Origin of the sequence: Thioclava sp. GXIMD4215, assembly GCF_045291555.1 — a bacterium.
Taxonomy (GTDB): domain Bacteria; phylum Pseudomonadota; class Alphaproteobacteria; order Rhodobacterales; family Rhodobacteraceae; genus Thioclava; species Thioclava litoralis.
This window is the reverse complement of the sequence record NZ_CP149515.1, coordinates 2370892-2386587: the sequence shown is the minus strand read 5'-3', so window position 1 is coordinate 2386587 and position 15696 is coordinate 2370892. Positions and strand designations below refer to the sequence as shown.

The window sequence follows — 15696 nt, the reverse complement described above, 5'->3', positions numbered from 1 at the left end:
GTTACCCTCCCTGACGGGGTGCAAGAATTTCCAGACGGTCGCCGTCGCGCAGGGCATGGCCCGTGCGGGCGGCAGAGGCCACGAAGACCTCGTTGACGGCGGTGGCCACGCGGGCCTCGCCATAGCCCAGAACAACCAGCGCCTCGGCCAGTGTCGTGGCCTCGGCCTCGGCGGGGATTCCGTTGACGATCAGGCGCATGGGGCCTCCTGTAGCAGGGGTTCAGACAGCAAAAGTTCCGAGTTTTGCCCGTCCAGCAGATAATCGGCGGCGGTCATCGCCAGCGCGGGTGACATCAGATAGCCATGACGGAACAGCCCGTTGACAAAAACGCGGTCCGCGCCGACCACCACGCGCGGAATGTTATCGGCAAATCCGGGGCGGGCATTGGCCCCAAGCTCCAGCACCTCGGCCTCGGCAAAGGCCGGATGCAGCGCGAAGGCGGCATTGAGCAGCTCGACCGTCGAGCGCAGGGTCGATGGTCCGCGGCTGTCGCCTTCCAGCTGTGACGCCCCCAGCATGAAGATCCCGTTGCCCCGTGGCACGATATACAGCGGATAGCGCGGATGCAGCAGCCGCACGGGGCGCGACAGCCCGATCTGCGGGCAGCGCAGCACCACCATTTCCCCGCGCACCCCGCGCAGGGCGGGCAAGTGGTCGCGCGCCTCCAGCCCGCGACAATCGACAAGCCGTCCCTGATGCGGCGCGTCGGGCATGATCTCGACGCCCTTGTCCGCAAGCCCCTCGCGCAGGACGGCCAGCGCCACGCGCGGTTCGATATGGGCCTCGGTCCCGAAGAACAGGCCCCGTTCATGGCGGTCGGCCAGATCGGGTTCCAGCGCGGCAATGCCCGCCGCATCCAGCCAGCAATGGCCATCGGTGCGGCGCGCAAAACGGTCCAGCTCGCGCCGGTCGCGCGCCAGCGTCACCACCAGAGTGCCCCGATGGGTCACCGGCACCCCTGCCTTGGCCCACCAGTCGGCCGCGCGCAGGCCGTGGCGCACCACGATCTCGTCGCTGATCTCGCTTTCGCAATGGGGTGCCAGCATCCCCCCTGCCCACCAGCTACAGCCATGCGGTCCGGGGGCACCATGCGGGTCGATGATCTGCACCCGTGCCCCGCGCGTGGTCAGTTCCTGCGCGGTGGTCAGCCCGGCCACGCCCGCGCCCAGAATGGTGAAATCGATGCTCATGCCAAAGCCTCCATCGGCCAGATTTCGTGGAAATGATGCACCGGCCCGTGGCCCTGCCCGATCTGCAACCCCTGAGCGGCACGGATCGCGCCCTGCAGCCAGCCATGCGCGCGCGCCACCGCCTGCGGCAGCGGTTGCCCCAGTGCCAGCCCCGCCGCCACGGCCGAGGCCAGCGAACAGCCTGTGCCATGCGTGTGACGCGTGGCACAGCGGGGCGCGGTGAAATAAGAGACCTGCTCGGCCAGAAGAAGATCGGTGCAGACAGGCCCCGTCGCATGCCCGCCCTTCAGAAGCACCGCCTTCGGGCCAAGCGCCCGCAGCGCGCGGGCCTGCGCCTCATCGGCCTCCTGCGCCTCGGGCAGGCCCAGAAGACAGGCGGCCTCGGGCAGGTTCGGGGTCAGCAGGCTTGCCAGCGGCAGCAGGTCGGATGTCAGCGCCGCCACGGCCTCTTTGGCCAGCAGCGCATCACCGGATTTGGCAATCATCACGGGGTCCAGCACCACAGGCCCTGCAAATCCCGCGATCTCTTCGGCCACCACCCGCACCAGCTCGGCCGAGCCTAGCATGCCGATCTTGATCGCATCGGCCCCGATATCGTCCAGGCAGGCGCGGATCTGGGCGCGCAGCATAGAGGGCGACATCAGCACCACATCCGTCACCCCGCGCGTGTTCTGCGCGGTCACGGCGGTGACGGCGCTCATGGCATAGACCCCCAGCGCCGAAGCCGTCTTGAGATCGGCCTGAAGCCCCGCGCCGCCGCCCGAATCCGATCCTGCGATACTGAGAAGTTTCGCGACCATATCCCTTCCTCCAATTTCCCGGCATCTCGGCACGGGCGGAAAAAGGGGATGCAGAAAGGCTGCACCCATCGCTTTGGTTCCGTTCCCTACGCCGATACAAGCCGGATCAGGTTCGATGGGTTGGCGTGACGCCTCTCAGCCCCTCATAGGGGCACCCCAACGGATTTGCGCCAAGCTAGACCTCGCGGCGCAGCGATACAAGAGGTCTTTCAATCGGCCTGCCGCAAGATCCGCGCAGGCCGCACCCGCAGGGGCCGGATCACAAACATCAGATCCGCCAGCAGCGCCGCCGCCATGCCGGTAAACAGGATGACAAGCGCCGGTGTCCACGCCATGTGATAGCCCAGCTCCATCACCTGCGTAAGCACCGCCCAGCCCGCCAGCGCCCCCGCCCCGACAGCCACCAGCCCCGCCACACCGCCAAGGATCAGCGCGCGCAGCAGGAACGCCAGCAGAATACGGCCACGGCTGGCGCCTAGCGTTTTCAACAGCGCCGCCTCCCATGCGCGGCGGGCCTCGCCTGCCGCAGAAGCCCCGATCAGCACGATCACCCCCGTCACCAGCGTCACGCTGGCCGCAAGCGAGGTGGCGCGGGCAATCGCCTGCAGCGCCTCGGTCAGGCGACCGATGGCTTCGCGCACGGGCACGGCGGTGACATTGGGGAAGGCCCGCGCCAGATGCCGCAGGATCTCGGGTTCGGCGGTTTCGGGGGCGTAGAGTGTGGCCAGATGGGTATGCGGCGCGCCCGCCAGAGCCGCAGGGTTGAAGGTGATCACAAAGCCGATCCCCGCCGTCGAGAAATCGACATCGCGCAGCGAGGTGATCGGCGCGGTGATGTCGCGGCCAAGGATATTGACGGTCAGCCTGTCGCCCAGCTTCAGCCCAAGCTCCTGCGCCTCCTTTGCGGCAAAGCTGATCTGCGGCGGGCCTTGATCATCGGGGGCCCAGAACTGGCCGGCCACGATTTTCTCGCGCGGGGTGGCGGCATAGGTCACGCCACGGTCACCGCGCAAGACCCAGTGGTCGGGGCGGCCCTCGCGGGCAGGTTTGCCATTGATCCGGGTGATCACACCGCGCAGCATGGGCGTGGTCTCGACGCGCTCCACCTGTGGATCGGCCTGCATCTGCGCGGTGAACGGCGCAAGCTGGTCGGGTTGGATGTCCAGCAGGAAAAAGGCCGGTGCCTGTTTTGGCAGGTCGGTCGCAATCGCATTGCGCAGCCCTGCATCCACCTGCCCGATGGCCGACAGGACCGAAAGCCCCAGACCCAGCGACAGCACCACCGGCAGCGCCTCGGAGTTCGGGCCGGAAATCCCCGCCAACGCCACCCGCAGCGCAGGCGCACCCCGCACGATCCGCTGCACGCGGGCCGCCAGACGTTTCGTCAGCCAGCCCGTCAGCGCCAGCAAAGCCAGCGCCCCTGCCACCCCGCCCAAGGCCCCGAGCGTCAGCCACGGCAGGCCCGACAGCGCCATCGACGCCCCCACCAGCACCGCCGCTAGAAGCGCGATCAGCGCCAGCATCCCCAAGGGCGGCAGCCCCCGCGCCCGTGCGCGGTAAAGCCGCGCCACCCGCGTCTGTGACAGGCGCGCAAGCGGCCAGAGCGAGAAGATCGCCGTGACCAGCGCGCCATACATCGCGGCCTCGGCCATCGGGCCTGCGCTCAGGCGCAGATCCACGGGGATCGGCATGACCCGCCCGATCAGCCCGCCAGAGCCCAGCACCAGAAGGCAGGCCAGCCCCAGCCCCGCCGCAATTCCTGCCACGCCGAGCACGATCAGTTGCCAGTAAAACACCCAGCGGATGGTGCGCCCCGAGGCCCCGATGGCCCGCAGGGTCGCCACGGTCGCGGCCTTACGGTCCAGCCAGCTTGCCACCGAGGACGAAATCCCCACGCCGCCCACCGTCAGCCCCGCAAGCCCCACCAGCACGAGGAAACTCCCCAGCCGCGTCACAAAACGGTCCGCCGCCGGAGAGGCCCGCCTGCGGTCGCTCCAGCGCAGACCGGCCTCTTTGAAACGGGTCTGCGCCTCGGTTTTGAGGGTCTCGAGGTCGGTGCCCGCAGGCAGGGCCAGACGGTATTCGCTTTCATATAACGCGCCGGGGTCCAGCAGGCGCGAGCCCTCCAGCGCCTTGGTGGCCACGATCACCGGCGGGCCAAGCGTGATGCCCGCCCCTGTTTCGTCGGGCGCACGGGCAAGCCGCGCCAGCATGCGGAACGTGACGCCGCCAATCTCGACGGGATCGCCCGCTTTCAGCCCCATGCGATCCGCCAGAACGGGGTCGACCAGCGCACCATAGACGCCATCGACAGGGGTCATCAGATCTGCCAGCGGCATCTGTGGGGCGGTCTCTACCGCACCATAAAGCGGATAGGCAGTATCGACGCCCTTCACCTGAACAAGCGCGGTCTGCAGGGTCTCGCCTTCGCCATGACGCAGCATGGAGCGGAAGTCGATGACCTCGGAGACCCGCGCCGCCCGCGCGTCAATCCATGCGCGTTCGTCCGCCGTGGCGCGGCGATAGGTGAATTCCAGCTGGGCATCGCCGCCCAGAAGCACCGCGCCCTGTTCCTGTAAAGCCTGCTGGATGGCATGGCGCACCAGCCCCACCGAGGCAATCGCCGCCACCCCCAGCATCAGGCACAGGAAGAACACCCGAAAGCCGCGCAACCCGCTGCGCAATTCGCGCCGCGCGATGGACCATGACACGCTCATGCGAGGCTGTCCGAAAGAATGGCCCCATCGCGCAGCCCCACCACACGGTCGCAGCGGGCGGCAAGATCGGCGGCATGGGTCACCAGAACAAGCGTCGCGCCATAATGGTCGCGCAGCCCGAACAGCAGATCCATGATCTGCACGCCGGTCTTGGCATCAAGGTTGCCGGTGGGTTCGTCGGCCAGCAGGATCTCGGGGCGCGGGGCCAGCGCACGGGCCAGCGCCACACGCTGCTGCTCACCGCCAGACAGCTCTGTCGGGTGATGGTGCATCCGGTGGGCAAGCCCCACCGCCTCCAGCTCGGCCTTGGCGCGGGCAAAAGCATCGCGCGCGCCCGCAATCTCCAGCGGCAGGGCCACGTTTTCCAGCGCGGTCATCGTGGGCAGCAGGTGGAAATTCTGGAACACCACCCCCATGTGATGGCGACGAAACCGCGCCAGCGCGTCTTCCTGCATCGCGCCCAGATCCTGCCCCAGCGCCTGCACCTGCCCCGATGTGGCGCGCTCGAGCCCGCCCATCACCATCAAAAGCGAGGATTTGCCAGACCCCGAAGGCCCCGTCAGACCAAGGCTCTGCCCGCGCTGGACGTCCAGCGTAATTCCGTTCAGGATCGGGACAAGGCCTGCATTTCCCTCCAGCTTCAGCTCCACTTCTTTCATGGAAAGCACTGTATCCGCCATGTCCATCCTGTCGAAATTCCTTTGCCTACCGCCCCATAAGACACGGGGTCTACAGAGCTTTGCACTTCACAAACGCGGCACCCGGGCGAGTTTTGCCCTGCTGCTGGCACTGGCCCCGCTACAGGGCCATGCCGCCGAAAAGACGCTGCTGGCCTTCGGGGACAGCCTGACCCAAGGCTACGGGCTGCCCGATGGCCAGGGCCTTGTGCCGCAGTTGCAGGCATGGCTGAACGCGCATGGTGCGGATGTCACGATCATCAATGGCGGGGTATCGGGCGATACAACGGCAGGCGGGCGGGCGCGTATCGACTGGTCGCTGACGCCCGATGTGGATGCGGTGATGGTGGCGCTTGGCGGCAATGACATCCTGCGCGGGCTGGCGCCTGCTCAGGCAAAGGCTAATCTGGATGCCATCCTCAAGGCCGTGACCGATAAGGATCTGCCAGTGCTTCTGGCCGGTGTCCCCGTGCCGGGCAATTACGGGACCAGCTACCAGACCGAGTTCCGCGCGATCTATCCCGATCTGGCGGCAGAATACGATGCGGTGCTGGTGCCCGACCTGCTGGCACCTCTGGCGGCAGCCCAGCAGGATGACACCAAGCGCGCCGACTATCTCCAGCCCGACGGCCTCCACCCCTCCGCCAAGGGTGTGGCACTGGTGGTCGAGGCGCTGGGGCCGCAGGTTCTGGATCTTCTCGATCAGGTCGAGTAGCGCGATCAGGCCGAGTAGCGTGGGCCGCCCTGTTTGCGGCGGTCCATAAGATAGAGCGCCGCCGCCGCCAGAACGGCCAGAGCCGCCCCCAGCAGCGCCACCACCCCATAGCCTGCCAGCGCCGCACCAAGGGCAAAGACCGTGGCGCTGGTGACGTCGCCTATGAGCTTTTGCAGCGCCAGAAGCGAGGCCCCCGCACCGGGCCGCGCAGACAGAAGTTCCTGTAGATAGGCCATCGGCTGGGTCAGGATGAACGCGCCCCCCAGCGCCCCGAACACCGGCAGGACCCACAAGGCCGGACTGGATGCCAACACCGGAATGCAGGCCAGATGCACGGAATAGAGCAACGTTCCGATCAGGATGAGCGTGACCCGCGACATCCGCATGGAGACTGCCGGCACCATCAGCATCAGGGGCACTTCCAGCCCTGCGGTGATCGCCGCATAAATCGCCACATCCCCCGCCCCCCGTCCGGGCACCTGCGCAAAGACCAGACCGATCAGCACAAGATAGAGCACAACGCCGCCATTGATCGCGCCCAAAGCCAGCACCCGCACCAGAATACGCCAATCCGCCATTTCCGTCAGCGACTGGCGGAAGCTCAGCCCCGATTTCGGGTCGGGCCAGCGCGTCGCGCCGTCGCGGGGCCAGAACAGAAGCGTCAGCACCAGAACCGAGGCCGCAAGGCAGAAACAGACCGGATAGATCGCCATCAGGTCGACCCCCGCGCCGAAGGCCAGTGACCAGACCGGCAGCACCGCAAGCCACGGCACGGCAAAAAGCGCCCGCAGGCTGGACTGGATCGCCTCGCGTTCACGCTTGGGATGGACCGAGGCCGCCAACCGGCCCAACGCAAAAAGCTGCCCGAACAGCGTCGAGGCCAGCGGCACGAAAACCGCATGGGCCAGCACAAAGGTGACAGGGCTGGGATGGAGCGTCACCAGCCCCGAACCGATTGTCAGAAACACCGAAGAGAGCAAGGCGATGGCGCGCCGGTTGGCCCGCTGGTCTGCAATAATGCCAAAGCCCACCGAGGTGGTGACCGCAATCACCGAGGCCGCGATAAGGATGCGGGAATAGGCCCCGTCGCTGAGCCCGAAAATGGTCACCGCGATGGTGGAAGCCTGCGGCAGAAGCGAGGCCACATGCGCGCCAAACAGCACCATCAGCGCCGAGGTCAGCAGCAATGCGGGATCTTTCACCAGCGGCTTATACGCGGCCAAGGCAGACATCGGGACCTTCCTTTCGCAAGATCCCCACATGCCCTTTCGCGCAGGGCGCTGCAATCCCTATCACGGCTTCGGGGCCGCACAGGCCGCTCTGCGCGGCTTCGGCACAGGCAGCACCGCCCCCTGATGCCGGACCGAGACCCGAAGGGGCCGTCAAGCCTCGGGGACCGTCTTGCCCGGATTGAGGATATTCTTGGGGTCCAGCGCCGCCTTGATCGCGCGCATCGTGCGCAGCGCAACGGGGTCTTTGTATTTCGCCATCGACCCCAGCTTGGACAGCCCGACGCCATGTTCCGCCGAGAAGCTGCCCCCCATCACCACCGCCTCGCGCGAAATCGCATCACGGATCGGGGCCACAAAGCCCTTATCCGACGGGTAGACGGTATAATGCAGGTTGCCATCGCCCAGATGCCCGATCGCCATCATCCGCGCCTTTGGGTCCAGTCGCGCCACTTCGGCATTCATCCGGTTGAGCCACGGCTCGATCAGATCCAGCGGCAGCGACACATCGGTATCGACCAGCGGATCCTCGTTCAGGGACACTTCGGCTGCGGATTCGCGCATATGCCACAGATAGTTACGCTGTGCATCAGAGGAGGCCACCACCGCATCCAGAATATCCCCCGCCTCCAGCGGGGCCTCCAGCAGGTCTTCCAGCCGCGATTGCGGGGTGTCTCCGGGCACCGTCGTGGCGATTTCCAGCAGGATATTCACCGGCGCAGGGGTGATCGGGCAGGTCCAGTCGGGTTTGTATTTCGCCATCCGGTCGAAAAAGAGATCGGGCAGATACTCATAGGCCTCGACCGCCCCGCCCGTACCCGCCTGCACACGGTTGAGAAGCGAGAGCGCCTGCGCAAAGCCCGGCAATGCCAGCAGCGCCGTGGCCCGCGCAGTGGGGGCCGGCACCAGATGCAGCATGGCGGCGGTAATCACCCCCAGCGTGCCTTCCGCCCCGATCATCAGATCGCGCAGGTCATAGCCGGTATTATCCTTATGCAGCGCGGTCATCAGGTTCATCACCGCGCCATCGGCCATCACCACCTCAAGCCCCAGACACAGCGCCCGCGCATTGCCATAGCGCACCACATTCGAGCCGCCCGCATTGGTCGACAGGAAGCCCCCGACCATCGCCGACCCCTTGGCCCCGAAGCTGAGCGGAAACATCAGACCGGCCTCGGCCACATGGTCATGGATCGTCTGCAAGATGACCCCCGCCTCCACCGCTATGGTACGGGCCGCAGGGTTGAAATCGCGGATGCGGTTCATCCGCGCCAACGAGATCATCAGCCGCCCCTCGGCCTCGTGCCCGCCATTCAGCCCCGTCCCGCCAGAGACCGGCACGACCGGCGTGCCGCTTTCCGAGGCCAGCCGCAGAATGCCCGAGACCTCTTCGGTTGTGGCAGGACGTAGCACGGCCAGCGGCTGCCAGTGGTAATGGCCCGTAAATTCCTCACCGAAACCTGCCATATCCGCGCCGGTCAGCACATGGTCATGCCCCAGCAAATCCCGCAGGCGATCAAGCAGCATGTCAGTCCCCATCCAACAAGCGGGGGCCCGAACGGCACCCGACACAGGTCATATCCCTATTGTATACAGAACGGCGCCGTTACCGTCGCCTTGCGGCAAAACCTACCCGCGCTTCCAGTCAAAAAACCCTTTTGGCGCCTGATCCAGCAGAGCACGGGCCACGTCAATCCCCAACTCGCCCGCATCGGACAGGCTGGCACGCCCCTCGGCGCGCAGACATTCGGACCCGTCGGGACGCAGGATCTCGCCGCGCATCCAGATTTCGTCGCCCTCGATCAGCGCAAGCCCTGCAATCGGGGTCTCGCAAGAACCGTCCAGCGTGGCCAGAAACGCGCGTTCGACAGTCAGCCGCTGCTCGGTCGGAATGTCATGGATGGGCGACAACAACTGCGCCGCGCGCGCGTCATCCACACGACGTTCGATCCCGATGGCACCTTGCGCCACAGCTGGCAGCATATCTTCGGGGGCAATCGCCCCTGCGGCCAGTTCCGTCATGCCAAGGCGGTTGAGCCCCGCCATCGCAAGAAAAGTGGCCTCGGCCACACCATCGGCCAGCTTCTGGCGCCGCGTCTGCACATTGCCACGGAATTCCACCAGTTTCAGGTCGGGACGGCGAGACAGAAGCTGCGCACGGCGGCGCAGGCTGGAGGTGCCCACCACGGCCCCTTCGGGCAGATCATGGATCGTCGTCGCCTTCAGCGATACAAAGGCGTCGCGCACATCCTCGCGCGGCAGATAGGTATCAAGGACCAGACCCTCGGGCTGGACCGTCGGCATATCCTTCATCGAGTGGATCGCGATATCAATCCGCCCGTCCAGCATCGCCTCTTCGATCTCTTTGGTGAACAGTCCCTTATTGCCGATTTCCTTGAGCGGCTTGTCCGAGGCGATCATCGCACGGTCATCGCCGGTGGTCTTGATAACGACCACCTCGAAGGCGGCTTCGGGCAGATCATGCGCCGCCATCAGGCGGGCACGGGTTTCATGGGCCTGCGCAAGCGCCAGAGGGCTGCCGCGGGTGCCAAGCTTCAGGGGCTGATCGGGTGTGGGCATCTGTGTCATAGCCATAGCCTTAGCCTTGCGCGCGGCCCCATGCAAGAAGCCCTGTCGGCCATTGTGGTGCGGGAAAGCTTGACAGCACGGGCCCCGCCTTGTTCTAGAGAGACCAACCCAAGGAGAGTACCCAGATGGCCGACAAAACGATCCTGCGCGCCCTACGCGGCGAACGCCTGCCCACGCCCCCGATCTGGATGATGCGGCAAGCCGGACGTTACCTGCCGGAATATCGCGCCACGCGGGCCAAGGCGGGCGACTTCCTGTCGCTGTGCTACAACCCCGAACTGGCCGCCGAGGTCACGCTGCAGCCGATCCGCCGCTACGGCTTTGATGCAGCGATCCTGTTCGCCGATATTCTTCTTCTGCCGCAAGCCCTTGGGGCGGATCTGTGGTTTGTCACGGGCGAAGGCCCGCGGCTGTCCACCATCACCTCGGCAGAGGGGCTGCGCGGGCTGAAGACCCGTGACGACATCCACGAGGTGCTTTCTCCGGTCTACGAGACGGTGCGGATTCTGTCCGAAAGCCTGCCGGAAGAGACCACGCTGATCGGCTTTGCCGGTGCGCCCTGGACGGTGGCGACCTATATGGTGGCCGGTCGTGGCACGCCCGACCAAGGCCCCGCGCATAAGCTGAAAGACGAAGATCGCGCGACATTCAGCGCCTTGATCGACCTGCTGAGCGATGCGACCATCGAATATCTTTCGAAACAGGTGGAAGCCGGTGCCGAGGTCGTGAAACTCTTCGATAGCTGGGCCGGCTCGCTGAAAGGGCAGGATTTCGAGGATTTCGCCGTCAAGCCGGCCGCCCGTATCACCAAGGAAATGAAGGCCCGCTTCCCCGGTCTGCCGGTGATCGCCTTCCCGCGCGAGGCGGGCGATGGCTATATCGGCTTCCACCAGAAAACCGGCGCGGATTGTGTGGCCATCGACAATTCGGTGACCCCCGAATGGGCCGCCGAGCATGTGCAGGTGTCGGGCTGTGTGCAGGGCAATCTGGCCTCGCGACATATGGTCACAGGCGGGCAGGCACTGGTCGAGGAGACCCGCCGCGTGGTCGAGGCCTTCCGCAAGGGGCCGCATATCTTCAACCTCGGTCACGGGATCACCCCCGATGCCGATCCCGAGAATGTGGCACTGATGATCGAGACGGTGCGCAATATGTAACAGAGGCGGGGGAACCTTTCGGGGCTTCGGGCGTCATACTCCTGAATTAGGAAACAGGAGATTTCGATGAAACTCGTGAAACTGACCCCCGCTCTTGCTGTTCTCGCCCTGCTGGCGGCCTGCGGCCATAACGCGACCGAGCGGGCCGCAACCGGCGGCCTTGGCGGCGCGCTTGTGGCAGGGCCTGCAGGGGCTGTGGTTGGCGGCACGGTCGGTGCGGCAACCGCCCACTGATCACCCATCCGCCGATCCGGCCCGAAGGCCGAGCGTCCCAACGGGGGCCAAAGCCGGACGCCCGCGACAAATGCCCGAGCCGGATGCCCGAAACCGAAAAACCCGCAACCATCCGGCTGCGGGTTTTTGGCTATTCCAACGGTGTGCCGGAGAACGGCGCGGGCGTTACCGGCGACGGTCGCGGCGCGAGCTCATCGGCTGGAAGGCAACGCCGACATGCGCCTCGCAATAGGGTTTGCCCGATTGGGTCGGCAGGCCGCAGAACCAGAAATCATCCGTAGCAGGATCCCCGATCGGCCATTTGCAGGTGCGCTCGGTCAGCTCCATCAGGGTGAGCTTCTTGGCGTGTTTCTCGATCTCGCCCACACGGGCCAGTGCCTCGGGGCTGATCTCGTTGGCCGAAGGCTGCGGCGGCAGCGGCTGGCCTGCGGGAATGATCTGACGGCGCATGGGCGCCGGTGCGGCCTCGGCCACTTCTGTCGTCTCGACCGGCTCGGGCTTGGCAGCGGCGGGTTTCGGCGCAGGAGCCGGACGCACAGCCGCACTGGCGGGCGCGGCTTTCGGCTCTGCACGCGGCGCAGCGGGCGCGGGTTTGGGCTCGACCACGGGCTTGGCCTCGGCCGCAGGCTTGGGCGCAGAGGCGGGCGCTGCGGCCTCGGCGGTGGTTGCGGTCCGGTTGGACAGACCCAGACGGTGCACTTTGCCGATGACGGCATTACGGGTCACCCCACCCAGTTCCTTTGCGATCTGGCTGGCAGACTGGCCCTCGGACCACATCTTTTTCAGAATTTCGACGCGTTCATCGGTCCAGGACATGGGTTTCCTTTCACTGTTCCGGTCCGGACGGGCCCATAGCTTCCCACGGGATTTCCGGCTCCGGAATATCAAGAGCTATGGATTTACCCCGCCATGCCCTGCTTTTCAAGATGTCTGAGCACGAGAAGCTGTGTTCTTGTGCAGAGTTCGGACGCACTGTGCCTTAGTTGCCCGATTGCGTTGCGCCCACTAGGTAGAGAGGCACAGACCACGCGCTCTGGCGGCCCCGAGCTCCGCCGGAACCGGACCAAGCGGGAAACGAGACGACTGATGGACAGACACGCAAATCGCGAGATGGGAATACGGCGCTTTGGCCGGGTGAACTGGCTGGGCCTCTATAGCCTTGGCTGGCGCGAGAACCGCCGTTTTCTGGCCGTGTGGCAACAGACCGTGCTGGCGCCACTGATCACCGCAGGGCTGTTTCTGGTGGTCTTCGCGCTGGCCTTCGGCAAAGGGCGTGCCGATATGATGGGCGTGCCGTTTCTGGAATTCCTCGCCCCCGGCATTCTGATGATGACCGTGATCCAGAACGCCTTTGCCAATACCTCGTCTTCCATCGTGGTCGCCAAGGTGCAGGGCAATATCATCGATACGCTGATGCCCCCGCTGGCCCCGTGGGAGCTGTTGATGGGCTATCTGGCCGGAGCCATCGGGCGCTCGCTTCTGGTGGCGGTCGTGATTGCGGCGGGGCTGTTTGTGACCATCGGACAGGGCATCGCCCATCCGCTCTGGGCGCTGGCCTTCGTGATCCTGGGCGCGATGCTGATGGGCGGTCTGGGGATGCTGGCTGCCATCATGGCCAATAAATTCGACCAGATGGCGGCCTTCACCAATTTCGTGATCACACCGCTGTCCTTCCTGTCGGGCACTTTCTATTCGGTCGAGGCCCTGCCCCCGTTCTTTCAGGCGCTCTCGCATTGGAATCCGGTCTTTTTCCTCATTGATGGGGCCCGCTACGGCTTTATCGGCACGTCGGATGCCTCGCCGGTGCAGGGGCTGGGAGTGATCGCGCTGTGGCTCGTGATCGTTCTGGGCTTGGCATGGTACTGGTTCCGCATCGGTTTCCGTCTGAAAGCCTGAGGGGCGCGCGCCTTCGGGCCAGCGCGGCAGAAAGCGTGCGAATCCGATTTACAACATACGAGCCGGCGGCTAAGGAATGCAGCATGATTACGGGCTTTGACCATATTTCGCCTATCCGACGTCGCTAATGCGCGCCGATCCGCCCTGCGGCGGGTGATCAGACGTGGCCAATTGCCACATCCCTTCCTAAAACAGCATCAGTCCGGCCCGAGACATTGACACCCTGCGGGGTTCGTCGCACCAAATGGGCCTTCCCTTATGGAGTTCATGCCATGATACCGTCCGTCCTGCCCACCTATAACCGCGCACCGCTGGCCTTTACCCGCGGGTCGGGAAGCTGGCTCGAGACGGAGGATGGCAGCCGATATCTGGATATGGGGGCCGGTATCGCGGTGAATGTGCTGGGCCATGCTGCCCCCGAACTGGTCGAGGCGCTGACCGATCAGGCGCAGAAGCTGTGGCATGTGTCGAACCTCTACCAGATCCCGCTACAGCAGAAGCTGGCGGATATGCTGGTCGAGAACACCTTTGCCGATACGGTTTTCTTCACCAATTCGGGCACCGAGGCCGCCGAGCTCGCCATCAAGATGGCGCGGAAATACTGGTATTCGAAAGGCGTGGACCGGACCGAGATCATCACCTTCGATGGCGCCTTCCACGGCCGCTCGACCGGTGCGATTTCGGCTGTGCCCCATGCCGAGAAGATGGTGAAGGGCTTTGGCCCGCTGCTGCCCGGTTTCCACCAGATCGCTTGGGGCGATATGGATCTTCTAAAATCCACCATCACCGATAAGACCGCCGCCATCTGGATCGAACCCGTGCAGGGTGAAGGCGGTATCCGCCCGCTGCCCGAAGCCGAGATGAAGGCTCTGCGCGCTTTGTGTGACGAGACCGGCATCCTCTTGATCTTTGACGAGGTGCAATGCGGTGTCGCCCGTACCGGCAAGCTCTTCGCGCATGAATGGTCGGGGGTGACGCCGGACATCATGATGATGGCCAAGGGCATTGGCGGCGGCTTCCCGCTGGGCGGCGTGCTGGCCACCGAAGAGGCGGCATCGGGCATGGTTGCGGGCACGCATGGCTCCACCTATGGCGGCAACCCGCTGGGCTGTGCGATCGGCGCGAAAGTTATCGAGATCGTCAATGATCCGGCCTTCCTTGAGGCCGTGAACGCCAAGGCGGGCTTTATGCGGCAGAAGCTGGAAGGTCTTGTGGCCACCCATCCCGACGTCTTCGAGGAGGTGCGCGGCATGGGGCTGATGTTGGGCCTGAAATGCAAGGTGCCCTGCGGTGATGTGGTACAAGCGGCCTATGCGCAGCACCTTCTGACCGTGCCCGCAGGCGATAACGTCCTGCGCCTGCTGCCCGCGCTGAATATTTCCGAGGACGATCTGGCCGAGGCCGTGACCCGCCTTGATAAAGCCGCCCAGAGCCTTGAAGTCCAGAGCCTTGAGGCCAAGACTAACTGACCCGAAAGCCCGAACCTTTCGGGAGACAGAAAGCAAGACCGATGAACCATTTCCTTGATATCCATACCACCTCGCAGGCCGACCTACGGGCCATGATCGATCAGGCGCGCGCCATGAAGGATGCGCGCAAGGGCCAGCCCAAAGGCACCCCCGATGCGGAAAAACCGCTGGACGGTCATATGGTTGCGCTGATCTTCGAGAAGCCCTCGACCCGCACCCGCGTCAGCTTTGATGTGGGCGTGCGCCAGATGGGCGGGCAGACGATGGTGCTGTCGGGGTCCGATATGCAGCTTGGTCACGGCGAGACGATTGCCGATACCGCCCGTGTGCTGTCGCGCTATGTCGATCTGATCATGATCCGCACCTTCGAGGAAGAGACCCTTCTGGAGATGGCGGAATATGCCAGCGTGCCGGTGATCAACGGTCTGACCAACCGCACCCACCCCTGCCAGATCATGGCCGATATCATGACCTTCGAGGAACATCGCGGCCCGATCAAGGGCAAGAAAGTGGTCTGGTCGGGCGATGGCAACAATGTCTGCGCCTCTTTCATGCATGCAGCAGGGCAGTTCGGCTTCGATTTCACCTTTACCGGCCCGCAGCCCCTCGACCCCGAGCGCGAATGGATCGATTTCGCGCGCAATATGGGCGTGAAATGCGAGATCGAGCGCGATCCGGTGAAGGCCGTCGAAGGGGCCGATCTGATTGTCACCGATACTTGGGTGTCGATGCATGACCCCGAATCGGCCAAGGAGCGTCGCCACAACCAGCTGCGCCCCTATCAGGTCAACGCCGAGCTGATGAAACACGCCAATCCCGATGCGCTGTTCATGCATTGCCTGCCCGCGCACCGTAATGACGAAGCCACCAGCGAGGTGATGGATGGCCCGCATTCGGTGATCTTTGACGAGGCCGAGAACCGCCTGCATGCGCAGAAGGCCGTGATGCGCTACTGCTTGGGCAAATAAACCGGCATTCGGGCAAATGACTTGCAGCATGCCCCCTTGAGGGAGTATCTGCAC

General features: G+C 65.0%; 15 protein-coding genes and 1 riboswitch. Of the genes, 6 read left to right on the top strand and 9 right to left on the bottom strand.

Going from position 1 to position 15696, the window contains the following annotated elements; all coding sequences use genetic code 11:
• Position 1: 1 nt before the first annotated feature.
• The 5 genes from thiS to WDB86_RS11870 form a co-directional block, all read right to left on the bottom strand.
• Complete coding sequence (gene thiS / locus WDB86_RS11890) at positions 2 to 199, bottom strand: sulfur carrier protein ThiS (RefSeq protein ID WP_339108293.1); 198 nt, start codon at positions 197 to 199, stop codon at positions 2 to 4.
• Positions 190 to 1191 carry an FAD-dependent oxidoreductase gene (locus WDB86_RS11885; protein ID WP_406721329.1) on the bottom strand — a complete coding sequence of 334 codons (1002 nt, stop codon included), beginning with the start codon at positions 1189 to 1191 and terminating at the stop codon, positions 190 to 192. Before WDB86_RS11885 ends, thiS begins: the two co-directional genes overlap by 10 nt.
• Positions 1188 to 1991: a bifunctional hydroxymethylpyrimidine kinase/phosphomethylpyrimidine kinase gene (gene thiD, locus WDB86_RS11880; RefSeq protein WP_406736002.1), complete on the bottom strand. Its 804-nt coding sequence runs from the start codon at positions 1989 to 1991 to the stop codon at positions 1188 to 1190. The genes WDB86_RS11885 and thiD overlap by 4 nt, the downstream gene beginning before the upstream one ends.
• Positions 1992 to 2057: 66 nt before the next feature.
• A riboswitch (TPP riboswitch) is annotated at positions 2058 to 2160 on the bottom strand.
• Between the two features lie 40 nt (positions 2161 to 2200).
• The gene (locus WDB86_RS11875; protein ID WP_339108296.1) at positions 2201 to 4708 is read right to left on the bottom strand and encodes an FtsX-like permease family protein; all 2508 of its coding nucleotides are present in this window, start codon (positions 4706 to 4708) and stop codon (positions 2201 to 2203) included.
• Complete coding sequence (locus WDB86_RS11870) at positions 4705 to 5388, bottom strand: ABC transporter ATP-binding protein (protein WP_406736001.1); 684 nt, start codon at positions 5386 to 5388, stop codon at positions 4705 to 4707. The genes WDB86_RS11875 and WDB86_RS11870 overlap by 4 nt, the downstream gene beginning before the upstream one ends.
• On the opposite strand from WDB86_RS11870, the gene WDB86_RS11865 reads away from it, so the two are divergent.
• Positions 5387 to 6100: an arylesterase gene (locus tag WDB86_RS11865; RefSeq protein ID WP_406736000.1), complete on the top strand. Its 714-nt coding sequence runs from the start codon at positions 5387 to 5389 to the stop codon at positions 6098 to 6100. The two genes, WDB86_RS11870 and WDB86_RS11865, sit on opposite strands and share 2 nt — an antisense overlap.
• 5 nt (positions 6101 to 6105) lie before the next feature.
• On the opposite strand, the gene WDB86_RS11860 is transcribed toward WDB86_RS11865, so the two are convergent.
• From WDB86_RS11860 to hemC, 3 genes are all read right to left on the bottom strand, one after another.
• Entirely contained in the window at positions 6106 to 7332 is a 1227-nt protein-coding gene (locus WDB86_RS11860; RefSeq protein WP_406735999.1) for a hypothetical protein, read from the bottom strand.
• A 150-nt stretch (positions 7333 to 7482) separates the two neighbouring features.
• Positions 7483 to 8856, bottom strand: a complete 1374-nt coding sequence (locus tag WDB86_RS11855; RefSeq protein WP_339108300.1) for an FAD-binding oxidoreductase — start codon at positions 8854 to 8856, stop codon at positions 7483 to 7485.
• A gap of 102 nt (positions 8857 to 8958) precedes the next feature.
• Complete coding sequence (gene hemC / locus WDB86_RS11850; protein WP_406735998.1) at positions 8959 to 9924, bottom strand: hydroxymethylbilane synthase; 966 nt, start codon at positions 9922 to 9924, stop codon at positions 8959 to 8961.
• A 119-nt stretch (positions 9925 to 10043) separates the two neighbouring features.
• Here hemC and hemE point away from each other — a divergent pair, with 119 nt between their 5' ends.
• A complete protein-coding gene (hemE, locus tag WDB86_RS11845) occupies positions 10044 to 11075 on the top strand; it encodes a uroporphyrinogen decarboxylase (RefSeq protein WP_339108302.1) in 1032 nt (343 codons plus the stop codon).
• Between the two features lie 66 nt (positions 11076 to 11141).
• The gene (locus tag WDB86_RS11840) at positions 11142 to 11309 is read left to right on the top strand and encodes a hypothetical protein (RefSeq protein ID WP_339108303.1); all 168 of its coding nucleotides are present in this window, start codon (positions 11142 to 11144) and stop codon (positions 11307 to 11309) included.
• A 165-nt stretch (positions 11310 to 11474) separates the two neighbouring features.
• On the opposite strand, the gene WDB86_RS11835 is transcribed toward WDB86_RS11840, so the two are convergent.
• Positions 11475 to 12125 (bottom strand): GcrA family cell cycle regulator, encoded by a 651-nt coding sequence (locus tag WDB86_RS11835; protein ID WP_406735997.1) that lies wholly within the window; start codon positions 12123 to 12125, stop codon positions 11475 to 11477.
• A gap of 270 nt (positions 12126 to 12395) precedes the next feature.
• On the opposite strand from WDB86_RS11835, the gene WDB86_RS11830 reads away from it, so the two are divergent.
• From WDB86_RS11830 to argF, 3 genes are all read left to right on the top strand, one after another.
• Complete coding sequence (locus WDB86_RS11830; protein WP_339108305.1) at positions 12396 to 13205, top strand: ABC transporter permease; 810 nt, start codon at positions 12396 to 12398, stop codon at positions 13203 to 13205.
• 272 nt (positions 13206 to 13477) lie between these two features.
• Positions 13478 to 14674, top strand: coding sequence for an aspartate aminotransferase family protein (locus tag WDB86_RS11825; protein WP_406735996.1), 1197 nt, complete (start codon positions 13478 to 13480; stop codon positions 14672 to 14674).
• Positions 14675 to 14715: 41 nt separating this feature from the next.
• Positions 14716 to 15642, top strand: coding sequence for an ornithine carbamoyltransferase (gene argF / locus WDB86_RS11820; RefSeq protein ID WP_406735995.1), 927 nt, complete (start codon positions 14716 to 14718; stop codon positions 15640 to 15642).
• Positions 15643 to 15696: the final 54 nt, after the last annotated feature.

Excerpts from the sequence above, each read along its gene's own strand:
- hemC (WP_406735998.1), bottom strand. The coding sequence starts at position 9,924 with ATGGCTATGACACAGATGCCCACACCCGATCAGCCCCTGAAGCTTGGC.
- thiS (WP_339108293.1), bottom strand. The coding sequence starts at position 199 with ATGCGCCTGATCGTCAACGGAATCCCCGCCGAGGCCGAGGCCACGACA.
- WDB86_RS11840 (WP_339108303.1), top strand. The coding sequence starts at position 11,142 with ATGAAACTCGTGAAACTGACCCCCGCTCTTGCTGTTCTCGCCCTGCTG.
- WDB86_RS11870 (WP_406736001.1), bottom strand. The coding sequence starts at position 5,388 with ATGGCGGATACAGTGCTTTCCATGAAAGAAGTGGAGCTGAAGCTGGAG.
- thiD (WP_406736002.1), bottom strand. The coding sequence starts at position 1,991 with ATGGTCGCGAAACTTCTCAGTATCGCAGGATCGGATTCGGGCGGCGGC.
- WDB86_RS11860 (WP_406735999.1), bottom strand. The coding sequence starts at position 7,332 with ATGTCTGCCTTGGCCGCGTATAAGCCGCTGGTGAAAGATCCCGCATTG.
- argF (WP_406735995.1), top strand. The coding sequence starts at position 14,716 with ATGAACCATTTCCTTGATATCCATACCACCTCGCAGGCCGACCTACGG.
- WDB86_RS11825 (WP_406735996.1), top strand. The coding sequence starts at position 13,478 with ATGATACCGTCCGTCCTGCCCACCTATAACCGCGCACCGCTGGCCTTT.
- WDB86_RS11885 (WP_406721329.1), bottom strand. The coding sequence starts at position 1,191 with ATGAGCATCGATTTCACCATTCTGGGCGCGGGCGTGGCCGGGCTGACC.
- WDB86_RS11855 (WP_339108300.1), bottom strand. The coding sequence starts at position 8,856 with ATGCTGCTTGATCGCCTGCGGGATTTGCTGGGGCATGACCATGTGCTG.
- WDB86_RS11865 (WP_406736000.1), top strand. The coding sequence starts at position 5,387 with ATGTCCATCCTGTCGAAATTCCTTTGCCTACCGCCCCATAAGACACGG.
- WDB86_RS11830 (WP_339108305.1), top strand. The coding sequence starts at position 12,396 with ATGGACAGACACGCAAATCGCGAGATGGGAATACGGCGCTTTGGCCGG.
- WDB86_RS11835 (WP_406735997.1), bottom strand. The coding sequence starts at position 12,125 with ATGTCCTGGACCGATGAACGCGTCGAAATTCTGAAAAAGATGTGGTCC.
- WDB86_RS11875 (WP_339108296.1), bottom strand. The coding sequence starts at position 4,708 with ATGAGCGTGTCATGGTCCATCGCGCGGCGCGAATTGCGCAGCGGGTTG.
- hemE (WP_339108302.1), top strand. The coding sequence starts at position 10,044 with ATGGCCGACAAAACGATCCTGCGCGCCCTACGCGGCGAACGCCTGCCC.